The following is a 24,156-nucleotide window of genomic DNA, read 5'->3' as shown; positions in this document are numbered from 1 at the left end:
GCGGTCGTCCCATCACCCATCATGTCAAGGCGGAGGACATGCCGCCTCCGCCGACGGAGCATGCCGCTCCGTCACAACCGTTCTGTGTACCATGCGACATCGTATGGGAGGAGTCCGGGTACCTGTCTCTCCTTGGGCACGACGCCCGACAGTCGCCGAGCATCCAGGATGTTGTCCCGTGCGACGATGTCCAGCTGATTCTCGCTCACTCCACGCGGGACGAGAAGACGACGCGCCTCGTCGAGCGACAGGCTCCGCGCGGGAATCTCGACTCCCGCGGCCATCAGCACCGGCTCCACGAGGTCCCGAACCGCGACGGGCTCGAGGCCTGCCGCGTGGAAGACGCCCGCCTCGTGCGGAGTCAGCGCGAGCCGAGAGACCACTCGGCCGAGCGAGGCGACATTGATCGTCGAGACGCGCACAGCGCCCTCCTCGATCCACGCGTCGAGAGTCAGGAGGAGCTTCAGGAGCGGAAGCAGGAACCAGGTGTCGCCTGCCCCCACCACCATGTTCGGACGGACGACGGTGCCGCCCGCCGCCTCGACGCGGATCTCCGCCTCGCGGCGCGAGCGACTGAGCGGCGACCGCGGCGACGGTCGCAACTGCGTCTCGTCTCCTCCAGCGCGGAGGGCTCCGCCGTACACGCCCGCTGTGCTCACGTAGACGATCCGCGAGATGCCCGCCTCCCGTGCCGCGGCCAGGAGCCGCTCCGTTCCCCGGACGTTCACGCGGTGCTGCATTCGCTCGTCCGAGCCGACGTAGCTGGCGGCATGGACGAGGGACTCGCACCCCGCGAGCCCGTCGAGAAGCCCGTCTCCCGATTCGAGGTCGGCGGCCACGGGGATCACCCCGGTCGGGAACGGACGACTGGGGTCCCGTATGAGAGCGGCGACCTCCACCCGCTCCTCGACGAACGCCTCGGCGACACGTGAACCGATGAAGCCCGTGGCGCCGACCAGGGCCACGCGCGGACGGAATGCCGGCACACGTCCTCCTCAGGGCTCGCGATGTCACGCGCCCCGGCACACGATTTCCGCCGACTTCCCGGACGGAGTTCGCATAAACCGGGGCGAACCGCTTATGTTAATGACTGATCCGATCGTAGCGCCGAAAGGCGACCGGTCGGGCGACGGTCGATCGGCGAGAGGACACAGGCGTGCACCGCGTCAACGCCCTCATCGCGACGACCGGGCCCCGGTGCTCCTCGACGACTGAAGTGTTCGACCCCGACACGAGTCCGGGTCCCTGAGGTCGATCGAGTGAGAGACGCGGGGTCAGGTACGGGCGGGCGAGCCTGAGACCTGGCCCCGCTCGTCTCAGCTCATCATCGAGCGGCTCACGTCGTGCCGAGGGAGGACGAAGCGGCGTCCCACTCGGCGCGGGTCAGCGACGCGCGCGGTTCGAGAGGAGCGCGTGCAGCAGCGGGACGATGGAGCCGACCATGAACACCGTGCCGAGCACCGTGTCGTCGGGGCGGAGCACCGCCCCGGCGACGAGGAGCGCCCCGAACACGAGCGCGGACACGACCCGTCGCGCCGAGCGCTCGAGGCGGGTGAGACGTCGCTCCACCTCGGGTGTCGCGACCTGCACGGTTCCGTTCTCGAAGCGCGTGACGAGATCGTCGAGTCGTCGGGGCAGACGGAGCGCGAGCGTGGCGATGTCGATCGCCTGCTTCGCGACGTCCTGCACGAGATTGCCCCGCTCGTCACGGATGATTCGCTGCGCGTACGGCTCGATGGAGTCCCACAGGTTGAAGGCGGGATTCAGCGCGCTGCACACCCCCGATGTGAGCGACATCGCCCGGATGACGAGGAGGAAGTTCTCGGGCAGCTGGAACGGCAGCGAACGCACCACGTCGCCGAACTGCTCGGCGAACTCGCGGAACTCGCGCGGATCGACCTCCCGCAGCTCGGCGAACCCCATGCCGCCGAAACGGGCGAAGAGCTGCGTCATCGCACGCTCGAGCTCCGTGGTGTCGGAGGACGGCAGCAGGACGCCCACATCGCGCGCGGCGTCGACGAGACCGGCCCCGTCGCGCGATGCAGCCGCGATGAGCAGCTTCCGCAGGCCCGTCCGCGTGTTCCGCGAGACCTCGCCCATCATCCCGAAGTCGATGAAGGTGAGCTTCCAGGGACGTGTCCCCTCCCCCGGCGGGATCGGCGTGACGAACACGTTGCCCGGGTGCGGGTCGGCGTGGAAGAAGCCGGTGCCGAACAGCTGGTCGAACATCACGGAGGCGAACTCGCGCGCGACCTCGTCCGGGTCGATGCCCGCGGCCGCGAGACCGTCGAGGTCCGTGATCTTGATCGCCGTGACGTCCTCGAGCGTGAGGACCCGACGGGTGGTCCGCTCCCACACCACCGCCGGAACGGCCACACGATCATCGGCGGCGAAGTCCGCCGCGAAGCGCTCGGAGGACACCGCCTCGTGGAGGTAGTCGATCTCCTCGAGGCTCGTCACGGCGAACTCCTCGACGAGGGCCGGAGCGTCGACGCGGTCGGACACGAGACGCACGTGACTGAGCCACCCGCCCACCTTGCGCAGCGCGGCGAGGTCGACCTCCACGATCGTGTCGATCCCCGGCCGCTGCACCTTGAGCATGACCGCATGGAGGCCCGTGTCGTCAGCGTCGAGCGGACCGAGGACGGCGCGGTGCGCCTGCCCGAGCGAGGCCGCCGCGACCGGCACCTCGTCGATCCGTGGGAACACCTCGTGCAGCGGCACCCCGAGCTCCGCCTCTGCGAGAGCACGGATCGCGGGGAACGGCACGGCCGGGACCTCGTCCTGCAGTCCCTCGAGCTCCTTCGTGATCTCGGGAGGGAGCACGTCGAGGCGCGACGACATGAACTGGCCGACCTTGATCATGAGCCCGCCGAGATCGACGGCGAGCACATGGAAGCGGCGCGCGAAGCGCTGCATCCGGCGCGTGCGCGTACGTTCGGCGATCCGCAGCAGTCCGATGCGGGGAAGGAACAGTTCGAACCACCACGTCACCGCGAGGTTCCACGCGGCGAAGCGCAGGATCCGGCGATACCGGGCACGGGCGCTCCCCGTGCGCGGTATCGCCGGTGTCTCGAGGCGCCGAGGCGCAGGTGGCACCCGTCAGTCCTGGGCGAGGATGGCGTACAGCCGACGACGCGTCTCGTCGAGCGCGGCGACGGCCTGCTGGATCTGCTCGGGCGACCCGGTGCGCCCCACCTGCGCGGCCGCGCGGGCGAGCTCCACTCCGGCCTTGGGCAATGCGGCGAACGCCGGGCCGTCCTCCGCCGCCGTCGGGTTCCAGGGCGCCGACGAATCGGCGGACTCCGCCTGGACGCGGCCGGCATCGGTCAGGGAGTAGGTCTTCCGACCGTTCGACTCCTCGGCGCTGATGAGTCCCTCGTCCGAGAGCAGCTGGAGCGTCGGGTAGACGGAGCCGGGACTCGGCTTCCAGCTTCCGCCACTGCGCTCCTCGATCTCGCGGATGATCTGGTAGCCGTGCATGGGCTGCTCGGCGAGCAGAGCGATGACGGCCGCGCGGACGTCTCCTCGGCCCACGCGGCTGCCGGCGCTCTTCTCGAAGCGGGAACGGAAGTCCTCCATGGCCTGCCAGATGGCCTCGGAGTTGATGCCGGAGCCGAAGCCGGCGGTCGGGAACGAGTTGGCCATGATGTTCTCCTCAGAACGACGTGAACGATACTCAACGATATAGTGCCGTCCCCGTGTGTCGGATGTGAATCCGCACGGCTCACTCGGCCTTCGTGTTCTCCTTCTCCGCGACCGTCTCCGTGTTCTTGCCCGCTCGTCGGAAGAGGCGCTCGACACCCCAGAGGACCACTCCGATCGCGAGGAGCACGAGGGCGATGCCGTACTGGCCGGCCGGACGGCCGGAGCTGAACGGGAACACGAGGTACAGACACGTGATCGCACCGATGATGGGCATCACGGTGGGAGTCTTGAAGTGCTCGTGGTCCACGGGCTGCTTCCGCAGCACGAGCACCACGACGTTCACGACCGCGAACACGGAGAGCAGGAGGAGCGAGGTCGTGCCGCCGAGGAGAGCGACGACCGAGCCCTCCGCGTCGATCGACACGTAGGCGATGAGACCCAGGGCGAGCACCGTCGTGAAGAGGATCGCGGCCCACGGGGTACGGCGCGTGTGCGACACCTTCGACAGGAACGACGGCAGCACCCGCTGCCGGCTCATGCCGTACAGCAGCCGGCTCGCCATCATCATGTTGATGAGCGCCGTGTTCGCCACGGCGAACATCGAGATGAAGGGCAGCAGCGAGTTGATCGGGAATCCGGGGGCCGCCTTCTCCACCGCGGTGACGAGCGGGGTCTCGCTGCCGACGAGCTCACCGATGGGGACGAGCGCGACGACGGTGATGGACACGAGCACGTAGACGACCGCGGCGATCCCGAGCCCGGTGAGCATCATCTTGGGGAAGATCTTGCTGGGGTTCTTGGTCTCCTCCGCCATGTTGACGGAGTCCTCGAAGCCCACCATCGCGAAGAAGGCGAGCGACGTGGCCGTGCTCACCGCGAGGATTACGTTCTTGTCCTCCGCCGTCTCGAATGCGACGACGCGGCCCCAGTCGGCGTTTCCGCCGAAGATCGCCCACATGCCGATGAAGATCACGAGCAGGAGGCCCGAGAGCTCGATGAGCGTCAGCACCACGTTGAGCCACACGCTCTCGGTCACGCCGCGCAGGTTCACGAGCATGATGAGCACGATGAACGCGAGCGCGATGACGAGGGTGATGCCCACGCTGTCCGGGAGGCCGAAGCCCACGGTGAGGTTGACCGCGAACGCGCGCGACGCCGTCGACGCCGACGTGATGCCCGACGTCATCACGATGAAGCACACGATGAACGTGAGGAAGTGCACCCCGAACGCCTTGTGCGTGTAGAGGGCTGCACCGGCCGCCTGCGGGTACTTCGTCACGAGCTCCAGGTAGGAGAACGCCGTCACCGTCGCCACGGCGAACGCGAGGAGGAACGGCACCCACGCAGCCCCGCCCACCTCGGCCGCCACCTGACCCGTGAGGGCGTAGATTCCCGTGCCGAGGATGTCCCCGACGATGAAGAGGAGGAGGAGCCCGGGACCGAGGGCCCGCTTCAACTCCGGCTGCTCCGGCTCTGCCACCTTGACGACCTGCGTCCAGGACGGATCACTCATGCTGTCTCCCTCTGCCCCGCTGATGAGTACTTGCTGGGAGACCCTACTCCCCCGGTCGGGGGTGGCAGAAGGGGTGATCGTCGACGGCCGCGTCCGGACGGTGGGTCGTCACGACGTGAGAGGACCCCCGTGTCGCCAATAGCCGAGGAAGGAGATGCGTTCCTTCGGGACACCGAGGTCGTCGGCGAGATGACGGCGGATCCGCGTCACCGAGCCGGCCTCGCCCGCGATCCAGACGTAGAGGTCGTCCGCGACCGCGGTCGGCTCCTGCTCGCCCGAGGTCGTCTCGGAGGCCGCAGCCGCCCAGTCCCTCACCGCGTCGTCGAGACCGCTCCCCGGGATGCCGTTCCGACGACGCACATCGACCGTCACGCTGTCGCTGCGCCGAGACGAGAGGAGGTCGTCCTCCGTCCCGCCGACCTCAGCGAGGACGTGTGCGCGCACATCCTCGCCCAGCGCATCGAGGATGTTCCGGATCGCCGGGAAGGCGGTCTCGTCTCCGACGATGAGCACGCGCCGCGCATCCCCCGGCTGCCACGCGATCCCGTATCCGGTCACACCGGCCCGGATGTCCGGTCCGGTGAGAACGATCTCCTCCCCGATCCTCGCACCGAGCGCCCAGCGCGATGCCGGGCCGGGCGGCTCGTGGATGACGACGTCCACGTCGATCTCTCCGGCCTCCGGACGGATCGCCGCGGGCGTGTAGGTGCGCAGAACGTTCCGATCGCCCTCCGGCAGAGCGCGCCAGCGGGCGTACCAGTCGGACGGGTGTGGCGTCGGATCGGCGAGGAGACCGAAATCGGCCAGGGACCCGTCGGCCATCGGAAGCACGAGCTTGATCCGCTGGTCGAGGCCCCACGGCGCGAAGTTCCTGAGGTCGGGCCCGGCGAGGGTCATGCGGACGAAGCCGGGACTGAGTACCCGTCGGCGCGAGACCCGCGCGCGGAAGGCACTGTAGGCCCAGGGTCGCCCGTTGTTCTCGAGGTGGCTCATCGGTCCTCTCCGGTGATGGTCGTGTGGGGCGGTTGGTCGGTCGTCGGGCTACGCACGGCGTCGGATCTCGAGGACGATGACGGTCACGAGGTAGAGCCCACCGACGGAGACGGTGACGACACCGGTGGGGAGCGAGACCGGGAGTGCATGCTGGGCGACGAGGTCCGACGCGAGCAGGAGGCCCCCTCCGAACAGCGCTGAGAGCGTCACGGACAGCGATGGGCTCCGTGCGGCCCGTCTGGCGATCTGCGGCGCCGCCAGTGCGATGAAAGCCACGGGCCCGATCACAGCCGTCGAGATCGACACGAGAAGCACGCCGATGAGAAGCGCCCACGTGCGCACCCGGCCGGCGTTCACGCCCACGGCCGTTGCCGCGTCGTCTCCGAGATCCAGGATCCTGAGGCGTGCGGCGAGGACGATGAGCACGGCGAGCAGCGGCAGACCGGTGAGGATCGCAGCGAGGACGGGCGTGGCCGTCAGCCCGTTGAGCGTGCCGGCTCCCCACGCCGACGCGAACATGGCGGTCTCGAGCTCCACCTGGAGGAGGAGCCACGTGTTCACCGACGCGAGCAGGGCGGAGACCCCGATCCCGACCACGATGAGTCGGAATCCCTGCACCCCGTCGCGGGAGGCGAGGAGCCAGATCGCCGCGGCGGCGGCGAGGCCCCCGAGCACGGCGCCGAGAGTCAGTGCCGGCCAACTCCCCGAGACGAAGACGACCGTCACGAGCATGCCCGTGAAGGCGCCGTTGGACAGACCGATGACGTCAGGACTCGCGAGCGGATTGCGCGTCACGGTCTGGAAGAGGGCGCCGGCCACGGCCAGGAATCCTCCGAGAACGATCGCGGCGACGGTGCGCGGAAGCCGCCATTCGAGCACGACGGTCCGGTCGATCCCCTCGCCGCCGCCCGCGAGGACGCGCAGCACCTCGGCGGGAGTCAGGGCGTACGTGCCGAGCCCGAGCGAGAGGACCCCCAGGACGAGGATGGCGCCGAGTGCCGCGATGGCGACGTGCACGCTCCGTCGTCGGACGAACCAGCTCCCGTCGCCGATCGAGACCGTGTACCGGCCGTAGCCGACGGGAACGAGGGAGCGGGAGCCTGCCCGCGTCGACGTCATCGCAGACCCCGGGCATTCCGTCGTCGCGCCAACACGATGAGCACCGGTGCCCCGATCACGGCGGTCACGATGCCGACCGGCACCTCTGCCGGCGCGATGACCACCCGACCGAGCACATCGGACAGCAGGATGATGACGGGGGCGACGACGACGGAGGTGGCGAGGATCACGCGCTGGTCGACACCGAACACCCAGCGGACGACGTGCGGGACCATGAGCCCGACGAAAGAGATCGGGCCGGCCACGGCCGTCGCGGATCCGGCGAGGAGCGTCACGGCGACGATGACGCCGACCCGGATGGCCGCGATGTTCGCGCCCTGTGCTCGCGCCACGTCCTCCCCCAGGGCGACGGCGTTGAGCCCGGGGGCCACGAGCGCAGCAACGAGCAGACCGATCGCCACGAAGGGCAGCACCGGAAGGAGCACATCGATGCCTCGACCGAGGAGGGACCCCGCATTCCAGGAACGCATCGCATCGAACGCATCCGGGTTCGACAGGGTCATGCCGGTCGTCACCCCCGAGAGCACGGCCCCCACCGCCACGCCGGCGAGGGTGAGCCGGATCGGATCCGCGACACCGCGGCCGGCCGATCCGATCACGTAGACGCCGACGGTCACCACGAGCGCCCCGAGGAACGCGAGCCAGACGAAGGACGACACGTCGCGCAGCCCCAGGACGGCCACTCCGATCGCCACGGCGAAGGCCGCGCCGGCGTTCACACCGAGGATCCCCGGGTCCGCGAGCGGGTTGCGGGTGAACGCCTGGATGAGGGCACCAGCGACCCCGAGGGCGACACCCGCGACGACGCCCGCGATCGTCCGGGGGATGCGCAGGTCGTTCAGCACGTACCGCGCCTCATCGGTGCCGCCCCCGCTCAGAGTGTCGACGACGAGCCCGGGCGGGAGCGGGTTGGCCCCGACGGCGAGGGAGAGGAGCACCGCCAGGACGAGGAGGCACACGAGCGTCAGGAGCCCGAGCCCGCGGCGACGCCTGCTCCGTGCTCGCGGCGTCGCATCCGACGTCGTCACGACCGTTCCGGTCAGGTCAGATCCGTCAGGTAGGCCTCGATGTCGTCGAGGACCTTCTGCCCGCCGAGCGGGCCCACCCCGGAGACCCAGTACGACGTGTCCACGAGGGTCACGTCGGGGAAGGCGTCGGCGTTCGCGCGGATCGCCTCGGGGATCGACGCCTCGTCCGACACGTCGGCCGTGGTGACGAAGACGTGATCGGCCTGAGCGTCGAGCACGTTCTCCGGCGAGATGTCGGCCTGCAGCCCGTCCACCCAGTCCTGCTCGGGGATCGAGAAGCCCACGCATTCGAGCGCGCTGCCCGCGAACGACGTGGGGCCGTAGAGGCTCAGAGTGGTCTCGTCGCGCGGACGGACGAGCTGGGCGGTCTGGCCGGCGACGTCGTATGCGGACGCGAGCTCCCCGCACCGATCGTTGTAGGCGTCGAGGAGATCGTCGAGCTCGTCCGACTTCCCGAGCGCCTCTCCGATGAGCTCCGCGTTCTCCTGCCAGGGGTCCGACTGCGACGCCATGAAGACGGTCGGCGCGATCGAGTCCAGCTGCTCGTAGAGCTTCGAGTGCCGCGACTCGGTGCCGAGGATGAGGTCGGGTTCGAGGGCGGCGATCGCCTCGATGTCGGGCTCGGGAACGGTTCCGACCGGCTCGACGCCGTCGACACCGAGGTACGCGGGGATGCCGGCGGTGTTGCTCGCGACGGCCGCGCCGACGGGTGTCACCCCGAGGGCTACAGCGGTGTCGAGTTCGAGCGGCTCCAGCACGACGACACGCTGCGGCGCGTCGGGAACCGTCGCGGTGCCCCGCGCGTGCTCGACGGATCGCGTGCCGGAACCCTCGCCGTCCCCCTCCCCCGTCGCTGCCGTCGTGGAGCATCCGGTGAGGAGGAGAGCGGCCAGAAGCACTGCTCCCGCTCGGGAGATGCTGGGGCGACGGGAGGTGGATGGGCGCACGGCATCGACTTTCTGTTCGGTGGCGAGGGAGCCCTGCACACACGCGGTGATTTTGGGCAAGGCAAGCCTACCCTAACCATAATCCGCGCATCGGCCGGTCTCCCGTCTGGGAGCTGGGCTCCCCTCCGCGAGATGGAGACGCATCTCACCCCACCGCAGTAGACGGGTGTCCCCGCACGGGTGATGTGCCCGACGGGCACTGGCGCGACGCTGGTGGGAGGGGTGCGCGTGCGCCCCTCTGAAAGGCATGGGATGAAGAAGGTACTGAAGAGAATGCTCCTGGCGGTGACGGCGGTCGTAACCGTGACCGTGCTCGGTCTGGTCGCGACGACCGTGGTCAACGCGGTCGCGACGGATGTCGAGCGCGGGAGGATCGAGTCCTATGGGGAGAAGGTCGCCGTCGACGGCAGGAAGATGAACGTCCTCGACACGGGAGAAGGCCCCGAGACGATCGTCCTCCTCCCCGGCTCCGGCACCGCCTCCCCCGTGCTCGACTTCGAGCCGCTCACCTCCGATCTCGCCGAGGACCATCGTGTGATCGTCGTGGAACCGTTCGGCTACGGACTCAGCGACGGCACCGACCGACCGCGCACCACGGAGAACGTCGTCTCCGAGATCCACGAGGCCCTCGCGGCACTCGACGTGGACGAGTACGTGCTCATGGGGCACTCCGTCGCCGGTCTCTACGGCATCGAGTTCGCGGAGCGCTACCCCGACGAGGTGACGGCGTTCGTCGGCATCGACACGTCCGTGCCCGAGCAGCCGGGTATGGACGAGGAGCTCCCCGTCGACGCGTTCTCAGCGCTGAAGACCCTCGGGATCGTGCGCCTCGTCGCAGCGTTCAGCGGTGATGACTACGAGGCGCCGACCTACTCCGAGCAGGCGCAGGAGCAGATCGGGATGATCACCAACGTGTACTCGCTCAACCCCACCTACCTCGACGAGATGAAGCGCCTCCCCACCAACTTCCAGAACGCTCGCGGCACGACCTTCCCCGCCGACCTGCCGGTACTGATGTTCGTGGAGGCGGACAACGCGGCGAACTCCGACTGGCTCGGCCTGCATGAGCGGCAGGCGGCGGAGATCGACGACGCCACCGTGATCCCGATGGACGGCGAGCACTACCTCCACCACACCCACGCACAGGACATCGCCTCTCAGTTCCGGACGTGGGAGGCGGAGCGCGGCGCTCCCTGAGCCGGTCAGCCCTGTCGTTCCGGGAGCCGCAGCGCCCACGCCTCGGCTGATACGGCGTCGCCGTGCCGCACTGCGTAGCGGTCACCCGCGCCCGGGTGCGCGCGCAGCGTGCGCGACGGGTGCCCCGAACGGTGGATCTCCACGAGGGAGGCGTCGACGAGGATGCGCACTTCTTCATCGGAATCGAGCTCCGCAGCCCACAGGACGCGCTCGGCGTCGCCGTCGATCCGCAGCTCCACCGGCCCCGTCCCGACGAGGCGCACCTCCGCCTGATCGGGCAGCGCATCGACGTCGACGGGATCCGAGCGGAGCGCCGCGAGTTCGCGGGCGGGCACGAGTTCGACCGTGTCGTCGCGCACCGCGAGTTCGCGAGGGAACGTGAGGAGGCCAGACCACCCGTGGTCGTCGTTCACGTCTTGCGTCCGACCCGATCCGTCGTCCGTGGTCTCCTGCGCCCAGCCCCACAGGAGCACACGCTCCGGGCCGCCGTCCGCTCCCCCGGCCTGGACGGCCTGCGGCGCGTAGAAACTCGATCCGCTGTCCACGATGCCGGTGCCACGCCCGGCGAAGGCCGGGAGTCCCGTCTCCGGGTCGATGTCGAGCGAGCCCACGATGAACGCGACGCCGCGGTGCGGTTCGCCCGGCATCCACAGGGAGACGAGCAGCACCCAGTCGTCCCCGATGCGGACCAGCTGCGGGCACTCCCACCCGTCGCAGGGCGGCAGTTCCGAGGCGACCGCATCCTGGGCGGTCAGGAGATACCCGTGCTCCTCCCACCGCTCGAGGTCGTCGGCCCCGTAGAGCAGCAGCGCGCCGCCCACGTCGGTGCGGCCGGCGCCCTGAATCGCCCAGCGCCGTCCTTCGAGCTCGAAGAGGAACGGGTCGCGCACCATCGCGACGAGCGGATCCTCCGGCAGACCGGCGGCCACGACGCGCTCGCCGCTCCAGTCGAGGGCGTCGGCCGAGCCGCGCACCACGAGCGCCTCGGAGAAGCCGTCGCCGTCCGGGGCACCGGAATAGACGAGAGTCGGAACCCCCTCGTCGACGACGCCGACGCCGCTCCAGCAGCCGTAGGCGTCCGGCCCCGACGCCCGGGGGCGCAACGCGACCGGGTGCTCCTCCCACGACAGCAGGTCGGCGGAACTGACGTGCCCCCAGCAGATGCTCTCGTGCCGGGCCGAGTCGGGGTTGAACTGGAAGAAGAGGTGCCAGCGCCCGTCGGCGTAGAGGATGCCGTTCGGGTCGTTGACCCATCCCCGCTCCGGTCGGGGGTGGAGACGGGGAAAGCTGCGGTCGATGTGGGTGGGGGCGAGGAGGCCGGTCATGACGGTCTTTCGATCGGAGGGACGGGAGGATGGGCTACTTGCTGACGCCGGCGGTGAGGCCCTCGCGCAGAGGCTTCTGCCCGAAGACGAAGACCAGAGCGGCGGGGATCATCGAGAGCACGACGCCGGCGAGCACGGTGGACACCGAGCCGGTGCCGAGGTTGCCCTGCAGCGTCACGAGGCCGAGCGGAAGGGTGAAGTTCTGCTCGCTGATCGTGAGGATGAGCGGTCGGAAGAACTCGTTCCAGTGGTAGTTGAACGCGAGGATGCCGACGATCGCGAGCCCCGGCGCCGCGAGCGGAAGGTAGATGCCGAAGAACGTCTTCCACGGTCCGGCGCCGTCGATCTGGGCGGCTTCGGCGAGCTCCGGCGGCAGCCCGATGAAGTACTGCCGCATGAGGAAGGTTCCGAACGCCGTCGGGATCATCGGCACGATGAGCGCGAGGAGGGTGTCGGCGAGACCCATGCCGCGGATCAGCATGAAGACCGGCACGATCGTCACCTGCATCGGCACCATCATCGTCGCGAGGATGAGGCCGAACAGGAGCCGCTTCCCGCGGAAGTCGAACCGAGCGAAGACGTACCCGGCCATCGCGGCGCTCAGCATCTGACCGGCGGCGATGAGGAGCGTCACGAGCGCACTGTTCCACACGTAGAGCAGCACGGGGATCTTCTGGAACACGTCGACGAACGCTCCGAGGCCGACGTTCGCCTGCCCGGTCTCGACGTCGGCCGGTGTGAGCGCCGTGATGAGGGTCCACACCACGGGGGCGAGGGTGAGGAAGGCGGCGACGGTCAGCACCGCATACTTCCCGGCCGTGGCCAGGCCGCGGCGCGAGCCCCGCACCGGAGCCGGTGGGGTGGAATGCGGAGCGGTGATGGCCCGCGTCTCGGAGACGGGTGCGATGGAGGGGGATGTGATGGACATTGTGGGCCTCACCCGTAGAAGACGAAACGCTTGCTGAGCTGGAACTGGATGGCGGTGACCACGATGATCAGAACGGTCAGCACGATGCCGATCGCCGACGCGAGGCCGAAGTCGAGCTGCTGGAACGCCGACTCGTAGATGACCATGACGGCCGTGCGGGTCTCGTCGCCCGGACCTCCCCTGGTGAGCACGTAGGGCTGATCGAAGATCTGCAGCGCACCGATGATCGCCATGACCGAGGCGACGAGCATCGTGGGACTCACGAGCGGCAGTGTCACGTGGCGGAACTGCGACCATCCGTGGGCGCCGTCGAGGCTCGACGCCTCGTACACCTCACGCGGGATCGCGGCGAGCCCTCCGATGAAGAGGAGGAAGGTGAACCCGAAGTTCTGCCACACGTACACGAGCAGCACCACGACCTTGGCTCCGAAGCCGGTGGTCAGCCACCCGATGTCGCCGATCCCGAACACTCCGAGGATCTGGTTCACGAGACCGAACTCCTGGTTGAACAGGTACGACATCACGAGCGACACCGATGCGGCCGAGAGCACGAGCGGGAAGAACAGCGCCGAGCGGAAGAACGTGCGCAACCACTCGGGCATCCGCGACTGCACGAGGATCGCGAGCAGGAGGGCCACGCCCAGCTGCAGCGTCACCGCGACCGCGACGAACGAGATCGTGTTGAGGAAGGACACCCGCACGGTGGGGTTGGAGGCGAGCTCCACGAAGTTCCCCACGCCGATGAACTCGGGCGCCGAGATGATGTCCCAGCGGAAGAACGCGAGCACGAAGGACCCGATGATCGGCACGAAGCTGAACAGTCCCAACCCGATCACGGTGGGGGCGAGGAACACCCAGACGAGCAGCCGGTTGCCCCTGGGGGCGCGGCCGCGGGTCGGTGCGCCGTCGGGGACGACGACCGAGCGAGTAGTCGGTGCGGGGAGTGCGGTCTGAACGGTCATCATCGTCCCTTCAATGCGATCTCGAGGTCCCGCTGCATCGTCTCGAGCCCGCGGCGGACGCCGGACGGACCGTTCGTGATGGTCGAGACGACGTTCTTGATGAGTGCCGACTCCACGGCGGCCTGTTGCGGCGGGGCCGGCATGGGGCCGGTGTCCGGGAAGCGGTCGAGGGTGTCGTAGAAGACCTCCCAGTGGGCCGGTCCCACGCCCGCGCCGTAGAGCTCGGCGTTGAGGGAACGCCTCGGCAGGGACGAGTCGGGCTGCTGGTGCGCGATCGACATCCCCTCGACGGAGATGCAGTACTTCATCCACTCCCACGCCTCGTCCTTGCGCTCGGAGGTCTGCATCATCGCGTAGCCTCCAGCGCCGAACTGGTGGCGCTGGCCGCGCATCTTCGGGAAGAAGGTGACGTCGTACTCGTCGTTCGCCATGCCCGCGTCGTTCAGTCCCTTCACCCAGTAGCCGCCGGCCGCCGTCATGCCGACGGACCCTCGGGAGAAGAGGGAGACGAGTTCGTTGCCGCCGCCCTGCGCCGGGTTGGCCGCGATGCCCTCGCCCACCATGCTCTGCAGCACCTCGAAGCTCTCGATGGTGCGCTCGCTGAGCGCGTCGGCGTTCTGCCACAGGTAGCCGCCACCGCGCGGGGTCTCGTTCGGGTAGAACTGCGACCACAGCCAGTCGCCGCCCGACGCCTTCTCCTCGGTGAGGAAGCTCGTGTCGTTGATGTACAGCCACGGCACGACGCCGCCCCACAGGCGGTTGTTCCAGTAGTACGGCAGGAAGGAGCCGGGCGCGCTGGTCTGCATCGTGCGCGCGACGGTGAAGAAGTCGTCGACCGACCAGTCGTCGCGTGGCCGTTCGAGGCCCGCGCGCTCGAGGGCCGACGCGTTGTAGAAGACGTTCGCCGCGTTGAAGTTGTCGGGCAGCTGGAAGAGGCTCCCCTTGTACATGAACGACTCGATGAGCGAGGGGTTCACGTCATCGAAGTACTCCTGCAGTTCGGCGGCGTCGCGACGGACGTACTCGTCGATGGGGTGGGCGAGCCGCTCGGCGAACAGCTGCGTGCCCTCGGTCGCGACCGAGACGATGTCCGGAGGTGTGCCCGCGGCCACCATCGTGAGGATCTTCGCGAAGAAGTTGCCCCAGTCCTGGCCCTGCACGGCGATGATCCGCACGGGGATGTCGGGGTGCAGCTTCTGGAAGCCGTCCACGAGGGACTGCCGGGCGGCGGCGTCCTGCGCCGTGCCGAAGAGGGCCACCGTGAGGGCGTCGTCTCCCCGACCGGGGATATCCCCTCCGGTGAGACGCGGCCACGAGAAGGCGGTGCCCGCGATCCCGAGGCCCAGCAGGGCGATGGCCGCCCGGCGATTCAGTTCAACCACGTCGTTGCTCCTGAAGTGTCGAGGAGAGCGATGTTGGAGAACGCCGCTGTCCCGTGAATGAAAGTGTGCTGAACGGGTTCAGCACACGAACGGTAACACACGGAAGCCGATATGCTGAACAGGTTCAGCAGACTTTTTCTGAGAACGTCGACGCAGACCGATCGAGGGGCGACATGTCGAAGCAGAGCCGACGCACGACGCTCGCCGACGTGGCGCAGCGCGCGGGGGTCTCCAAGTCGGCCGCCAGCATGATCATGAACGACCGGCCGGGATCACGGTTGTCGGCCGATGCCGTCGAACGGGTCCGCGCCGCAGCCGTGGAGCTCGACTACCGCCCCAATCCCGCGGCACGCACCCTCTTCCGCGGGACGACGCGCACGATCGGCTTCATCTCGGACGAGGTCACACTCACCCGCCACGCGTCAGGCCTCATCGGAGGGGCACTCGAGGTCGCGAAGGCTCACGACCACACGGTGCTCATCAGCGAGACCGGGGGCGGAGAGGGCGAACTCGCGAAGGCCTTCGAGACGATGATCGATCACCGGGTGGACGGCATCCTCATCGGCCTCCTGGGTGCGCGCCTCATCGACCTGCCGGGGTCGTCCACGAACGTGCCCGTCGTGGTGCTCAACGGCCGGTCGTCGTCCGACCATCCCAGCGTCCTCCCCGACGAGCACGCCGCCGGGTATGCGGTCGCGAAGCGGCTCGTCGATGCCGGCCATCGGCACATCGGCCTCGTCGGCGATCTGCCTCCCGAAGCCGTCTCCGACCTGCGCCGCAGCGCCACGATCGGGCTGCGATTCGCCGGGATCGCCGAGGCCTTCGCCGAGGCGGGGATCGAGCCTGCGCGCGTCGACATCCCCGAGTGGGAGCCGGGGCCCGGCTACGAGGCCACGAAGCAGCTCATGGCGCGGCACCCGGATGTCACGGCGATCCTCACGGCGAACGACGGCGTCGCCCTCGGCGCCTACCAGGTGCTCGGGGAGCTCGGTCGACGCATCCCTGACGACGTATCCGTCATCTCCTTCGACGACGAGATCCTCGCGGGCTTCCAGCGCCCGGGCCTGACGACGGCACGACTCCCCTACTCGGAGATCGGCGCCCTCGGCGCGTCCATGATCCTCGGCGAGCACGCCCTCGGCCACGAGCTCGTGCCGATGCCCCTGATCGAACGCGAGTCCCTCGCGACCCTCCGGTCCTAGCGGGGCGGCGGCCGTTCAGCCGCGGCGCACGGGGGAGATGACGAGTTCGTCGATCCGCACGTGGGGCGGCGAGTCGAGCACGAAGCGCACCGCCTCGCCGATGTCGGCCGGCGTGAGCATCGCCGCGCGGGCCTCCGCATCCGGCACCTCGGGCCGCTGGTCGAGGAAATCCGTGGCCACGTCGCCCGGGCACAGGTGGCACGCCCGCACGCCGTGCGCCTCCTCCTGGTCGTTGAGGGCGCGGACCACGGAACCGAGCGCCGTCTTGCTCGCCGAGTAGGCCACGCCAGCGCGCGGCTGGTACGACCACCCGGCGTACGACGAGATCGCGACGGCGACTCCCCCGTCCCGCCGCAACGCGGGCAGCGCCGCGTCCACGACGCTCACGGCCGCGGTCAGGTTCGTGTCGACGATCGCCCGGAAGTCGTCCATGCTCTGGTCGTCCCATCGCCGCTTCGGCGCGTTGAGTCCGGCGGACAGCACGACGCCGTCGAGCCGCCCGCGCGTCGCCACGATCGTGTCGACCGCGGTCCGCACGGCGCCACCGTCGCGCACGTCGAGAGGCAGCGCGGTCGCCCGTCCACCCGCATCACGGATCCCCGCGACCACTGTCTCGAGCTCGGCCTCGCGCCGTCCGCTCACGACGACCGTCCAGCCCGAGCCCGCGGCGGCGCGGGCCGACGCCGCCCCCATGCCGCTTCCGCCACCCGTGATCCACAGCACGCGCTCGCCCATTCAGTCCTCCTCGACCGTCCATGCCGACTGCGCTCCGACGGCTCCTGACTAGTATGCGCAGGAGACGTCGTCGCCCACGATCGGCGGCCGGAGCAGAGGAGCCAGCGATGCATCTCGACCTGACCGACCGCGTGGTCGTCGTCACCGGAGCGGGCCGCGGGATCGGCCGGCGGATCGCCGAGCGGTTCGCCGATGACGGCGCCCGTGTCGTCTCCCTCGACCTCACCACGCCCGAACCCTCCGAGGGCGACCGCGCGGACATCGACGCGATCGCGTGCGATGTGACCGAGCCCGCCTCCGTCGCGCACGCCGTCGAGACGATCGTGGAACGTCACGGCACGATCGATGTGCTCGTCAACAACGCCGGCATCAACGTCGAGGGCTCGGTCGCCGATCTCACGTGGGACGGCTGGCGGAAATGCATGGACGTCAACGTGGGCGGCGTCTTCCTCATGAGCCGGGCCGTCGCGCCCGTGATGCAGAGGGCGGGGCGCGGGCGCATCCTCAACGCAGCGTCGTTCGCCGCGATCGTCCCGAGCGTGGGCAGCGCCGCCTACGCCGCATCGAAGGCCGCCGTCGTGCAGTTCACGCGCGTCCTCGCCTCCGAGCTGGGCCCGTGGGACATCACCGTGAACGCCTACGCACCCGGCATGGTGCCCACCGCGATGAACGGCTTCGCCGAGATGCCGGAGGACGCGCAGGACCGGCTCCTCGACACCCTCTCGCTGCGCCGCTGGGAGACGCCGGACGACGTCGCGAACCTGCTCCTCTTCCTCGCGAGCGACCAGGCGGGCTACATCACCGGGACGCTGCTCGACGTGTCGGGAGGCAAGCTCGCGACGCAGATCCCAAGCCGGGCGCACGGGCGCTGACGAGGCGACTCAGCGGACGCCGCGGGACGCGAGAGCCTCGCCGAGCTCGTCGGCGTGCTTGAGCGAGATGACGAGGAACGGCACGACGAACGTGCGGAGGTTCGCGCGGGCGCCGCGGGCCTTCTGGGCCGCGCGCACCTCGTTCGCGATCCGGGCGAGGACGGGAACGGTGCCGAGCGTGATCGTCAGCAGCAGCGCGATGCGCTGCGGGTCGATGCGGAGGTGCCGGAGCGGGGCGAGTCCCCGTTCGACGGCATCGAGCAACGCCGTCGTCGGAGTCGTGAGGGTGAGGAGCGCGGCGAGCAGGAGGCCTGAGGTCACCCGCGTCGCATTCGCCACGGCCGGTTCGGGTCCGAGGAAGAGCAGCTGACTCGCGAGCATGACGACGAGGATCCAGCGCAACCCGAAGAGCTGCCGGCCGAGGTCGCGCATGCCGAGCGCTCCGTCCCGCAGCTGGGCGACGGCGTAGGCGACGACGGCCACAGCCGCGGCCACGACCGCCGACCACCACACCGGCGGAAGCAGGAAGACGCCGAGCGTGAGCGCGAGCAGCATCACCGCTTTGGGGCCGGCCGGCATGCGGTGGAGCCACCCCGTGCCGGGGCGGTAGAGGGTCAGCATCGCAAGAGCGTCTCGTACTCGGCGATGACGGCGGCGGGCTCGCCGACCACTGCGATCCGCCCAGCGTCGAAGAGCACGGCGGCGTCGCACCGCGCGGCGAGGCCGAGATCGTGCGTCACGAGGACCAGCCGGTGTCCGGATTCCTCGAAGAGGTGGTCGGCGATGCGGCGCGCGTTCCGCGCATCCAGGTAGGCGGTCGGCTCGTCCGCGATGACGAGCTCGGGCCGCCGCACGAACGCCCCGCACAGGGCGAGGAGCTGCTTCTGACCCCCGGAGAGGTCGTGCGACGACCGCGCCGCGAGCTCGGAGAGCCCGAATCGGACGAGGGCGGCGTCCACACGCTCGGCGCGTTCGGCGCGCGAGAGCTTCTCGCCGCGCAGGGAGAAGGCCACGTCCTCGGCCACGGTGGGCATGATGATCTGCGCGTCGGGGTTGCTGAACACGATGGCGACGCGACGCCGCAGCTCCGCCGCCCGCCGGTCGGGGTCCAGGCCGAGCACGCTGAGGGAACCGGAGGTGCGCTTCACGAGCCCTCCGAGGAGACGCGCGAAGGTGGACTTCCCGGATCCGTTCTCCCCGATGACGGCCACCGTGCGGGCGTCGAGGTCCGTGGAGACCTCGCGCAGCACGTCGACGTCGCCGAGGCGCACGTTCACGGATTCGAGCCGGATCGTCAACTCACCACCTCCACGACGGCGGCGATCCCCATGCCGCCGCCGACCGAGGCGGCGGCGACTCCGAGGGTTCCCGCGGGAGCGTCGGCTCGCACGAGCCGACTGAACAGACGCACCACGGCCACCGCACCGCTCGCGCCCCACGGGTGCCCGATCGCGAGGGCACCGCCGTCGGCGCACACGCGCGGGTCGTCGTCGTCGACTCCGATCCGGTCGAGCACGGCGAGGCTCTGTGCGGCGAAGGCTTCGACGATCTCGAACGCGGCCACGTCGGTGGTCGTCACACCCGCCGACCGCAGGGCCGCCTCGATCGCGGGAGCGGCGCCGATGCCGGGGAGGGCGGGATCGCAGCCGACGACGGCCGATGCACGCACGGCGAGTCCCGGTCCCGTCCCGGCCGGGCCGACGACGAGAGCCGCGGCCCCGTCCCCGATACGCGTCGAGGTGCCCGCGGTGAGCGTGCCGCCCGGGAACAGCGGCGGGAGGCGGTGGAGCAGCCCCTCCGCACCACCGATCGCATCGTCCGACCGGAGTCCCGCCACGGGAACGAGCTCGGCATCGAATCGTCCGGCCTCGAGCGCGGCGCGGGCACGCACGTGACTGCGTGCGGCGTGCGCGTCCTGCCGGTCTCGGCCGATACCGTCGTGGGCGGCGAGATCCTCCGCTGCCCTGGTCATGTCGGGGTCGGGGAACCCGTCGGGAGCGAACGGGGCGCGCTCGTACGGCACGCCGTCGACGCTCCGCACGGGCGCCGTGGAGGCGCTCTCGACTCCGCCCGCCACGCGGATCCGCTCGTCGCCGGCGCGGATCGCGGCGACGGCGTCGAGCACGGCGGCGAGCCCGCTTCCGCACTGCCGATCGACGGTGGCGCCCGGAACGTGGGTGCCGAGCCCGGCGGCCAGCGCCGCGATCCGCGCCGGATTGCCGCCGGGCCCCATGCAGTTCCCGAGCAGCACGTCGGCGACATCGATCCCTGATCCGGTGACGGATTCGGCGTCGCCGAGCGCCGCCCGGATGACGGCCGCACTCAGCCGTCCGACGTCGAGCCCGGCGAGGGCGCGTCCGCGGGTGCCGATCGGCGTGCGCCGCGCGGCGACGATCACGGGATCTCGATCAGATGGCAACGCGGCGGACCTCCCCTGCAAGCACTCGGCGTACCGCTTCGGCGCGCGCCGGCTTTCCGGACGCGGAACGCGGTACCACCCCAGTGAACCACTGCCGCGGCCGGTGCGCGGGCGCGAGCTGCGCCTCCACACGCCGGCGGAGGTCGCCGGGCACATCGCCGTCGAGCTCGAGGAACGCCGCCACGAGCGCACCCACCGGCTCGCGGGGCAGCCCGAACACGACGGCGTCGCGGACGCCGGGGATCCCGCGCAGGACCGCCTCGACCTCCTCCGGCACGATCGTGGCGGACGCGCTCAGGATCGCGTCGTCCCCACGCCCGAGGAGCCGCAGTCGGCCGTCGACGAGCTCGGCCCGATCGCCCACGGTCGCCCAGCCGTGCTCCTGGCGCAACGGACCGGGAGCGCCCAGATACCCGGTCGCGACGAACGGTGAGCGCACCCAGAGCACGCCGTCACGGATGTCGAGCTCCACGCCGGGGAACGCCGTCAGTCCGTCGCCCGCGTCGATCGCGACGAAGGACAGCTCGGCCGCGCCGTAGTACGCGGTCACCCGGATCCCCGCCGCCTCGGCCCGATCCCGTAGACCGGGGTCGAGGTGCGAGCCGCCGACGAGGGCTGCTCGCAACGAATCCGGCACGCCCGCGTCGAGCACGGCTCGCAACGCCTGCGGGGTGCCGTGCACGCTCGTCGCGGTCGAGTCGGCGACCGCTCCGAGGATCGGGGCCGGGCCACCGCCCAACGCGTGGGCGAGGGAGAACAGGGTCAGCGACGCCGTCGGTGGCGCGGGGAGCGCCACACGGCCGCCCGCCCCGGCGCCGAGCAACTCGGCTACGGTCTCGAACGAGTCCTCCCACGACGCCGCGGTGCGCAGCACGACGCGGGGACGTCCGCTGCTCCCCGACGTCACGGACGCCCAAGCGACGTCCCCCGGCACCTCCGACTCCGTCGCCAGGGCGGCAATGGCGGTGCGGTGATCCGGCGACCAGCGGGAGTCGTCCACGAGCGGCACGTCTCCCGCCTCCCGGATCGCGCGGAGCCGGCCCAGCAGGTCCTCCGTGTCGTCGCGGACGAGGACGATCACGGCAGAGGCAGGGTGTCGCTCTCGGCACGCTTCGGCGCCCAGACCCGGCGGAACGCCCGCGGGTAGGCGCGCAGGAGCGTCGAGACGACGATGGTCGCGATCGCGGCCTTGATGAGGTCGCCCGGGACGAAGACCAGGCTCGTCAGGGCGGTCTCCCCGAGAGGCAGCCCCGTCACGAGGCTCTGGATGGGGATGCCGAGAGCGTAGATCGCGACGATGCCGCCCACCACCATGCCGATGGCGGTCCTCCAGATCACGGGCTTCCGTCCGCCGGCGTGCACGATGAGTCCGATCACGATCGCCCCGAGCACGAAGCCGAGCGCGTAACCGGCGGAGGGCCCGAGGAACACCCCGATGCCGCCGCGGCCTCCGGCCAGGAGCGGCAGGCCCGCCGCGGTGAGGATGAGCACGACGCCCATCGAGAGCGCGCCGAGCCACGGGCCCAGGACGGCGCCGGCGAGCATGACGCCGAGGGTCTGAGCCGTGATCGGAACGCCGCCGAACACCGTGAAGCCTCCCGGCAGGCCGAGCACGACGACGATGGCCGCGAACACGGCGACGCGGGCGAGATCCGTCGCGTCGGGTGTACGGAAGCGGGACGGTGTGGTCGACGATCCGAGTGCGGTTTCGGTCACGGAGATCTCCTCATGAGCAGGTACCTGAACAGTGTTCACTAGAACACCGTTCACTATAGTGGTGCACATGACGACACCCGCACGCAGCCGAGGTCACTCGCGAGACGACGTCGTGCGGGCAGCTCTCCACATCCTGGACGAGCACGGCCTCCCCGACCTCACGATGCGGCGCCTCGCCTCGGCGCTCGGCGTGCAGCCGAGCGCCCTCTACTGGCACTTCCCCAACAAGCAGAGCATGCTCGCCGAGCTGTCCGACCGGATCGTGTCGCGCCGCTCCCCCGATCGGACCGACGAGGAGTGGACGGCGCGGGTCGCGACGGAGGCCGCGGCCCTGCGCGACGCCCTCCTGACCTACCGCGACGGCGCCGAGGTGGTGTCGAGCACCCTCGCGATGGGTCTCGGCTCCACCGTGGCCCACGACCGCCTCGCCTCGGCGATCGCGGGCGGCGACTTCGACGACAGCACCGTCGATCAGGCTGCGACCGCGATGCTGCACTTCGTGCTCGGCCACGTCTTCCACGAGCAGCAGCGGATGCAGTACGACAGCCTCGGCGCGCGCCCGGAGCCGGCCGACGGCATCGAGGCGGATGCCTCGACACCGACGACCGAGTTCTCCTTCGGGATCGATCTGCTCGTGAACGGACTGCTGTTCAGCTCCCAGCAGGCGATCGACCGGAGCTAACGTCCGAAGCGCACGGCGTGCTCGCCGGACGACTCGCGGTCGGCCGCGGCAGCCCGCTCCTCCGCGGCGACGTCGATTCCGCGCCCGAGGATCACGTAGGCGACACCCGACACGATGAGGCCGACGAACAGGGCGATGTCCGCACCGCCGAGAGCGGTGGCGACCGGCCCGGTGAACCACACGGTCACGACGAAGGGGATCATCGCGACGATGCCGATCCCGTAGGCCACGAGCCCGCGCCAACCCCACGCGCCGTACACGCCTGACGGGTTGAAGATCTCCTTCACCGCGTAGCGGCCGCGACGAACGAGGTAGTAGTCCACGAGGTTCACGGAGGTCCACGGTACGAGCACGTAGAGCAGGATCACGAGGAAGCTGCCGAAGTTGGCGAGGAACTCGCCTGTGCTCACGAGCGAGCCGATCACGGCGGCCGTGGCGATCACGAGGCAGCCGACCACGCGCAGTGCCCGGGTGGGGCGCACGGCCTTGATCGAATCGAGGATCGTGATGAGCTCGAGCGATGCCGCATAGATGTTGATCGTGATGACGCTGATCAGGCCGGGGAGCGCGGCGACGAGCAGCCAGAGGCCGGCACCCGGGAGGATCAGGTCGGCGGCGTCACGCACGCCCTCGAGCGGGGAGGCGCCGGAGAAGGCCGCGGCCACGAGGGCGCCGAGTGCCATGAGCCACACGGCGCCGACGAAGACGCCGCCGTATGTGTACCAGAGCGCCCGTGCCGGGCTCGTCTGCGGCGGCAGATAGCGCGAGTAGTCGGAGACGTAGGGAGCCCAGCCGAGGGCGTAGGCCGCCGCGCCGCCGAACTGCACCAGGAACGCGACCCACGTGAAGCCCTCGAACGTGAACTGCGACGGGTCGAGAGGTACCACGACCAGCGCGGCGACGGTGAACACGCCGAACGTCACGAGGAAGAGCAGCGTGAGCCACTTCTGCGTCTTGTGGATCCAGTGGTAGCCGAAGATCGCGAGGAGAACGGCGAGTCCCGAGACGAGGACGTACCAGAGTGGATTCGCGTCGAGGCCGGTCGTCATCGTGAGGACGTCGGCGGCGAGCATCTGGTTGAACATGTTGAAGCCGACGAGGCTGAAGACGACGATCGCGCAGATGAGGATGACGCCGCGGTAACCGAACTGGGCGCGCGACTGGATCATCTGCGGCAGGCCGAGCTGGGGGCCTTGCGCCGAGTGGAACGCGGTGAAGATCGTTCCGACGGCGACACCGAGCACGATCGCGAGGAGCGAGGTGAGGAGCGACGCCCCGAGGGCGGCGCCGAGCATACCCGTCGCGAGCGTCGTGACGTTGGCGTTCGACATGAACCACAGGGGGAAGAGCGACCACGGCTTGCCGCTGCGCTCGTCGAGTGGGACCCAGTTGATCGAGCGCGTTTCGATGGTCTCCGTCGGGGTGATTCCCGGCTCGGAGGTGGCCGTCGGGGTCGGGTTCATTGTTCTCCTCGGGAGCGACAGGTCG

General features: G+C 70.0%; 23 protein-coding genes. 4 read left to right on the top strand and 19 right to left on the bottom strand.

Going from position 1 to position 24,156, the window contains the following annotated elements:
• Positions 1 to 71: 71 nt before the first annotated feature.
• The 8 genes from CLV49_RS13815 to CLV49_RS13780 form a co-directional block, all read right to left on the bottom strand.
• A complete protein-coding gene (locus CLV49_RS13815) occupies positions 72 to 986 on the bottom strand; it encodes an NAD-dependent epimerase/dehydratase family protein (protein ID WP_106564055.1) in 915 nt (304 codons plus the stop codon).
• Between the two features lie 397 nt (positions 987 to 1,383).
• Positions 1,384 to 3,099 carry an ABC1 kinase family protein gene (locus tag CLV49_RS13810; RefSeq protein ID WP_106564054.1) on the bottom strand — a complete coding sequence of 572 codons (1,716 nt, stop codon included), beginning with the start codon at positions 3,097 to 3,099 and terminating at the stop codon, positions 1,384 to 1,386.
• Positions 3,100 to 3,102: 3 nt separating this feature from the next.
• On the bottom strand, positions 3,103 to 3,648 hold the full coding sequence (locus CLV49_RS13805; protein WP_106564053.1) for a PadR family transcriptional regulator: 546 nt from the start codon (positions 3,646 to 3,648) through the stop codon (positions 3,103 to 3,105).
• A 79-nt stretch (positions 3,649 to 3,727) separates the two neighbouring features.
• Positions 3,728 to 5,161: an APC family permease gene (locus CLV49_RS13800; RefSeq protein WP_106564052.1), complete on the bottom strand. Its 1,434-nt coding sequence runs from the start codon at positions 5,159 to 5,161 to the stop codon at positions 3,728 to 3,730.
• Between the two features lie 108 nt (positions 5,162 to 5,269).
• Entirely contained in the window at positions 5,270 to 6,154 is an 885-nt protein-coding gene (locus tag CLV49_RS13795; RefSeq protein WP_106564051.1) for a siderophore-interacting protein, read from the bottom strand.
• 48 nt (positions 6,155 to 6,202) lie between these two features.
• A complete protein-coding gene (locus CLV49_RS13790; RefSeq protein WP_106564050.1) occupies positions 6,203 to 7,273 on the bottom strand; it encodes a FecCD family ABC transporter permease in 1,071 nt (356 codons plus the stop codon).
• Complete coding sequence (locus CLV49_RS13785; protein ID WP_243696561.1) at positions 7,270 to 8,301, bottom strand: FecCD family ABC transporter permease; 1,032 nt, start codon at positions 8,299 to 8,301, stop codon at positions 7,270 to 7,272. Before CLV49_RS13785 ends, CLV49_RS13790 begins: the two co-directional genes overlap by 4 nt.
• Positions 8,302 to 8,312: 11 nt before the next feature.
• On the bottom strand, positions 8,313 to 9,308 hold the full coding sequence (locus CLV49_RS13780; protein WP_243696562.1) for an ABC transporter substrate-binding protein: 996 nt from the start codon (positions 9,306 to 9,308) through the stop codon (positions 8,313 to 8,315).
• 192 nt (positions 9,309 to 9,500) lie between these two features.
• Here CLV49_RS13780 and CLV49_RS13775 point away from each other — a divergent pair, with 192 nt between their 5' ends.
• Positions 9,501 to 10,445 (top strand): alpha/beta fold hydrolase, encoded by a 945-nt coding sequence (locus CLV49_RS13775; RefSeq protein WP_106564049.1) that lies wholly within the window; start codon positions 9,501 to 9,503, stop codon positions 10,443 to 10,445.
• A 5-nt stretch (positions 10,446 to 10,450) separates the two neighbouring features.
• Here CLV49_RS13775 and CLV49_RS13770 read toward each other — a convergent pair whose 3' ends face one another.
• From CLV49_RS13770 to CLV49_RS13755, 4 genes are read right to left on the bottom strand one after another with little or no spacing between them, the layout of a single operon-like run.
• Positions 10,451 to 11,770 carry a glycoside hydrolase family 32 protein gene (locus tag CLV49_RS13770; protein ID WP_106564048.1) on the bottom strand — a complete coding sequence of 440 codons (1,320 nt, stop codon included), beginning with the start codon at positions 11,768 to 11,770 and terminating at the stop codon, positions 10,451 to 10,453.
• Between the two features lie 34 nt (positions 11,771 to 11,804).
• Positions 11,805 to 12,698, bottom strand: a complete 894-nt coding sequence (locus tag CLV49_RS13765) for a carbohydrate ABC transporter permease (RefSeq protein ID WP_106564047.1) — start codon at positions 12,696 to 12,698, stop codon at positions 11,805 to 11,807.
• Between the two features lie 8 nt (positions 12,699 to 12,706).
• Positions 12,707 to 13,660: a carbohydrate ABC transporter permease gene (locus CLV49_RS13760; RefSeq protein ID WP_106564046.1), complete on the bottom strand. Its 954-nt coding sequence runs from the start codon at positions 13,658 to 13,660 to the stop codon at positions 12,707 to 12,709.
• Positions 13,660 to 15,042 (bottom strand): extracellular solute-binding protein, encoded by a 1,383-nt coding sequence (locus tag CLV49_RS13755; RefSeq protein ID WP_106564045.1) that lies wholly within the window; start codon positions 15,040 to 15,042, stop codon positions 13,660 to 13,662. The genes CLV49_RS13760 and CLV49_RS13755 overlap by 1 nt, the downstream gene beginning before the upstream one ends.
• A gap of 173 nt (positions 15,043 to 15,215) precedes the next feature.
• On the opposite strand from CLV49_RS13755, the gene CLV49_RS13750 reads away from it, so the two are divergent.
• Positions 15,216 to 16,244: a LacI family DNA-binding transcriptional regulator gene (locus CLV49_RS13750; protein ID WP_106564044.1), complete on the top strand. Its 1,029-nt coding sequence runs from the start codon at positions 15,216 to 15,218 to the stop codon at positions 16,242 to 16,244.
• A 15-nt stretch (positions 16,245 to 16,259) separates the two neighbouring features.
• Here CLV49_RS13750 and CLV49_RS13745 read toward each other — a convergent pair whose 3' ends face one another.
• Complete coding sequence (locus CLV49_RS13745; RefSeq protein ID WP_106564043.1) at positions 16,260 to 16,979, bottom strand: SDR family oxidoreductase; 720 nt, start codon at positions 16,977 to 16,979, stop codon at positions 16,260 to 16,262.
• Between the two features lie 107 nt (positions 16,980 to 17,086).
• Here CLV49_RS13745 and CLV49_RS13740 point away from each other — a divergent pair, with 107 nt between their 5' ends.
• A complete protein-coding gene (locus CLV49_RS13740; protein WP_106564042.1) occupies positions 17,087 to 17,851 on the top strand; it encodes an SDR family NAD(P)-dependent oxidoreductase in 765 nt (254 codons plus the stop codon).
• 9 nt (positions 17,852 to 17,860) lie between these two features.
• Here the strand turns inward: CLV49_RS13740 and CLV49_RS13735 are convergent, their stop codons facing one another.
• From CLV49_RS13735 to CLV49_RS13715, 5 genes are read right to left on the bottom strand one after another with little or no spacing between them, the layout of a single operon-like run.
• Complete coding sequence (locus CLV49_RS13735) at positions 17,861 to 18,472, bottom strand: CbiQ family ECF transporter T component (RefSeq protein ID WP_106564041.1); 612 nt, start codon at positions 18,470 to 18,472, stop codon at positions 17,861 to 17,863.
• On the bottom strand, positions 18,466 to 19,149 hold the full coding sequence (locus tag CLV49_RS13730) for an energy-coupling factor ABC transporter ATP-binding protein (protein ID WP_106564040.1): 684 nt from the start codon (positions 19,147 to 19,149) through the stop codon (positions 18,466 to 18,468). The genes CLV49_RS13735 and CLV49_RS13730 overlap by 7 nt, the downstream gene beginning before the upstream one ends.
• Positions 19,146 to 20,270 carry a thiolase family protein gene (locus CLV49_RS13725; protein ID WP_243696563.1) on the bottom strand — a complete coding sequence of 375 codons (1,125 nt, stop codon included), beginning with the start codon at positions 20,268 to 20,270 and terminating at the stop codon, positions 19,146 to 19,148. Before CLV49_RS13725 ends, CLV49_RS13730 begins: the two co-directional genes overlap by 4 nt.
• A complete protein-coding gene (locus CLV49_RS13720; protein WP_243696564.1) occupies positions 20,260 to 21,351 on the bottom strand; it encodes a class I adenylate-forming enzyme family protein in 1,092 nt (363 codons plus the stop codon). The genes CLV49_RS13725 and CLV49_RS13720 overlap by 11 nt, the downstream gene beginning before the upstream one ends.
• Positions 21,348 to 21,986, bottom strand: a complete 639-nt coding sequence (locus CLV49_RS13715; protein ID WP_243696565.1) for a biotin transporter BioY — start codon at positions 21,984 to 21,986, stop codon at positions 21,348 to 21,350. The genes CLV49_RS13720 and CLV49_RS13715 overlap by 4 nt, the downstream gene beginning before the upstream one ends.
• 67 nt (positions 21,987 to 22,053) lie before the next feature.
• On the opposite strand from CLV49_RS13715, the gene CLV49_RS13710 reads away from it, so the two are divergent.
• Positions 22,054 to 22,668, top strand: coding sequence for a TetR family transcriptional regulator (locus tag CLV49_RS13710; RefSeq protein ID WP_208019777.1), 615 nt, complete (start codon positions 22,054 to 22,056; stop codon positions 22,666 to 22,668).
• On the opposite strand, the gene CLV49_RS13705 is transcribed toward CLV49_RS13710, so the two are convergent.
• Positions 22,665 to 24,131 carry a purine-cytosine permease family protein gene (locus tag CLV49_RS13705; protein WP_106564037.1) on the bottom strand — a complete coding sequence of 489 codons (1,467 nt, stop codon included), beginning with the start codon at positions 24,129 to 24,131 and terminating at the stop codon, positions 22,665 to 22,667. The genes CLV49_RS13710 and CLV49_RS13705 overlap by 4 nt on opposite strands.
• Positions 24,132 to 24,156: the final 25 nt, after the last annotated feature.

The organism is Labedella gwakjiensis, assembly GCF_003014675.1.
GTDB lineage: Bacteria > Actinomycetota > Actinomycetes > Actinomycetales > Microbacteriaceae > Labedella > Labedella gwakjiensis.
The sequence above is the reverse complement of the archived record's forward strand: the minus strand, read 5'-3'. Positions and strand labels throughout refer to the sequence as shown.

What these genes read in the sequence shown, in the direction of transcription:
- CLV49_RS13805 (WP_106564053.1), bottom strand. Translation starts at nt 3,648, where the DNA reads ATGGCCAACTCGTTCCCGACCGCCGGCTTCGGCTCCGGCATCAACTCC.
- CLV49_RS13800 (WP_106564052.1), bottom strand. Translation starts at nt 5,161, where the DNA reads ATGAGTGATCCGTCCTGGACGCAGGTCGTCAAGGTGGCAGAGCCGGAG.
- CLV49_RS13795 (WP_106564051.1), bottom strand. Translation starts at nt 6,154, where the DNA reads ATGAGCCACCTCGAGAACAACGGGCGACCCTGGGCCTACAGTGCCTTC.
- CLV49_RS13790 (WP_106564050.1), bottom strand. Translation starts at nt 7,273, where the DNA reads ATGACGTCGACGCGGGCAGGCTCCCGCTCCCTCGTTCCCGTCGGCTAC.
- CLV49_RS13775 (WP_106564049.1), top strand. Translation starts at nt 9,501, where the DNA reads ATGAAGAAGGTACTGAAGAGAATGCTCCTGGCGGTGACGGCGGTCGTA.
- CLV49_RS13770 (WP_106564048.1), bottom strand. Translation starts at nt 11,770, where the DNA reads ATGACCGGCCTCCTCGCCCCCACCCACATCGACCGCAGCTTTCCCCGT.
- CLV49_RS13765 (WP_106564047.1), bottom strand. Translation starts at nt 12,698, where the DNA reads ATGTCCATCACATCCCCCTCCATCGCACCCGTCTCCGAGACGCGGGCC.
- CLV49_RS13760 (WP_106564046.1), bottom strand. Translation starts at nt 13,660, where the DNA reads ATGACCGTTCAGACCGCACTCCCCGCACCGACTACTCGCTCGGTCGTC.
- CLV49_RS13750 (WP_106564044.1), top strand. Translation starts at nt 15,216, where the DNA reads ATGTCGAAGCAGAGCCGACGCACGACGCTCGCCGACGTGGCGCAGCGC.
- CLV49_RS13745 (WP_106564043.1), bottom strand. Translation starts at nt 16,979, where the DNA reads ATGGGCGAGCGCGTGCTGTGGATCACGGGTGGCGGAAGCGGCATGGGG.
- CLV49_RS13740 (WP_106564042.1), top strand. Translation starts at nt 17,087, where the DNA reads ATGCATCTCGACCTGACCGACCGCGTGGTCGTCGTCACCGGAGCGGGC.
- CLV49_RS13735 (WP_106564041.1), bottom strand. Translation starts at nt 18,472, where the DNA reads ATGCTGACCCTCTACCGCCCCGGCACGGGGTGGCTCCACCGCATGCCG.
- CLV49_RS13710 (WP_208019777.1), top strand. Translation starts at nt 22,054, where the DNA reads ATGACGACACCCGCACGCAGCCGAGGTCACTCGCGAGACGACGTCGTG.
- CLV49_RS13705 (WP_106564037.1), bottom strand. Translation starts at nt 24,131, where the DNA reads ATGAACCCGACCCCGACGGCCACCTCCGAGCCGGGAATCACCCCGACG.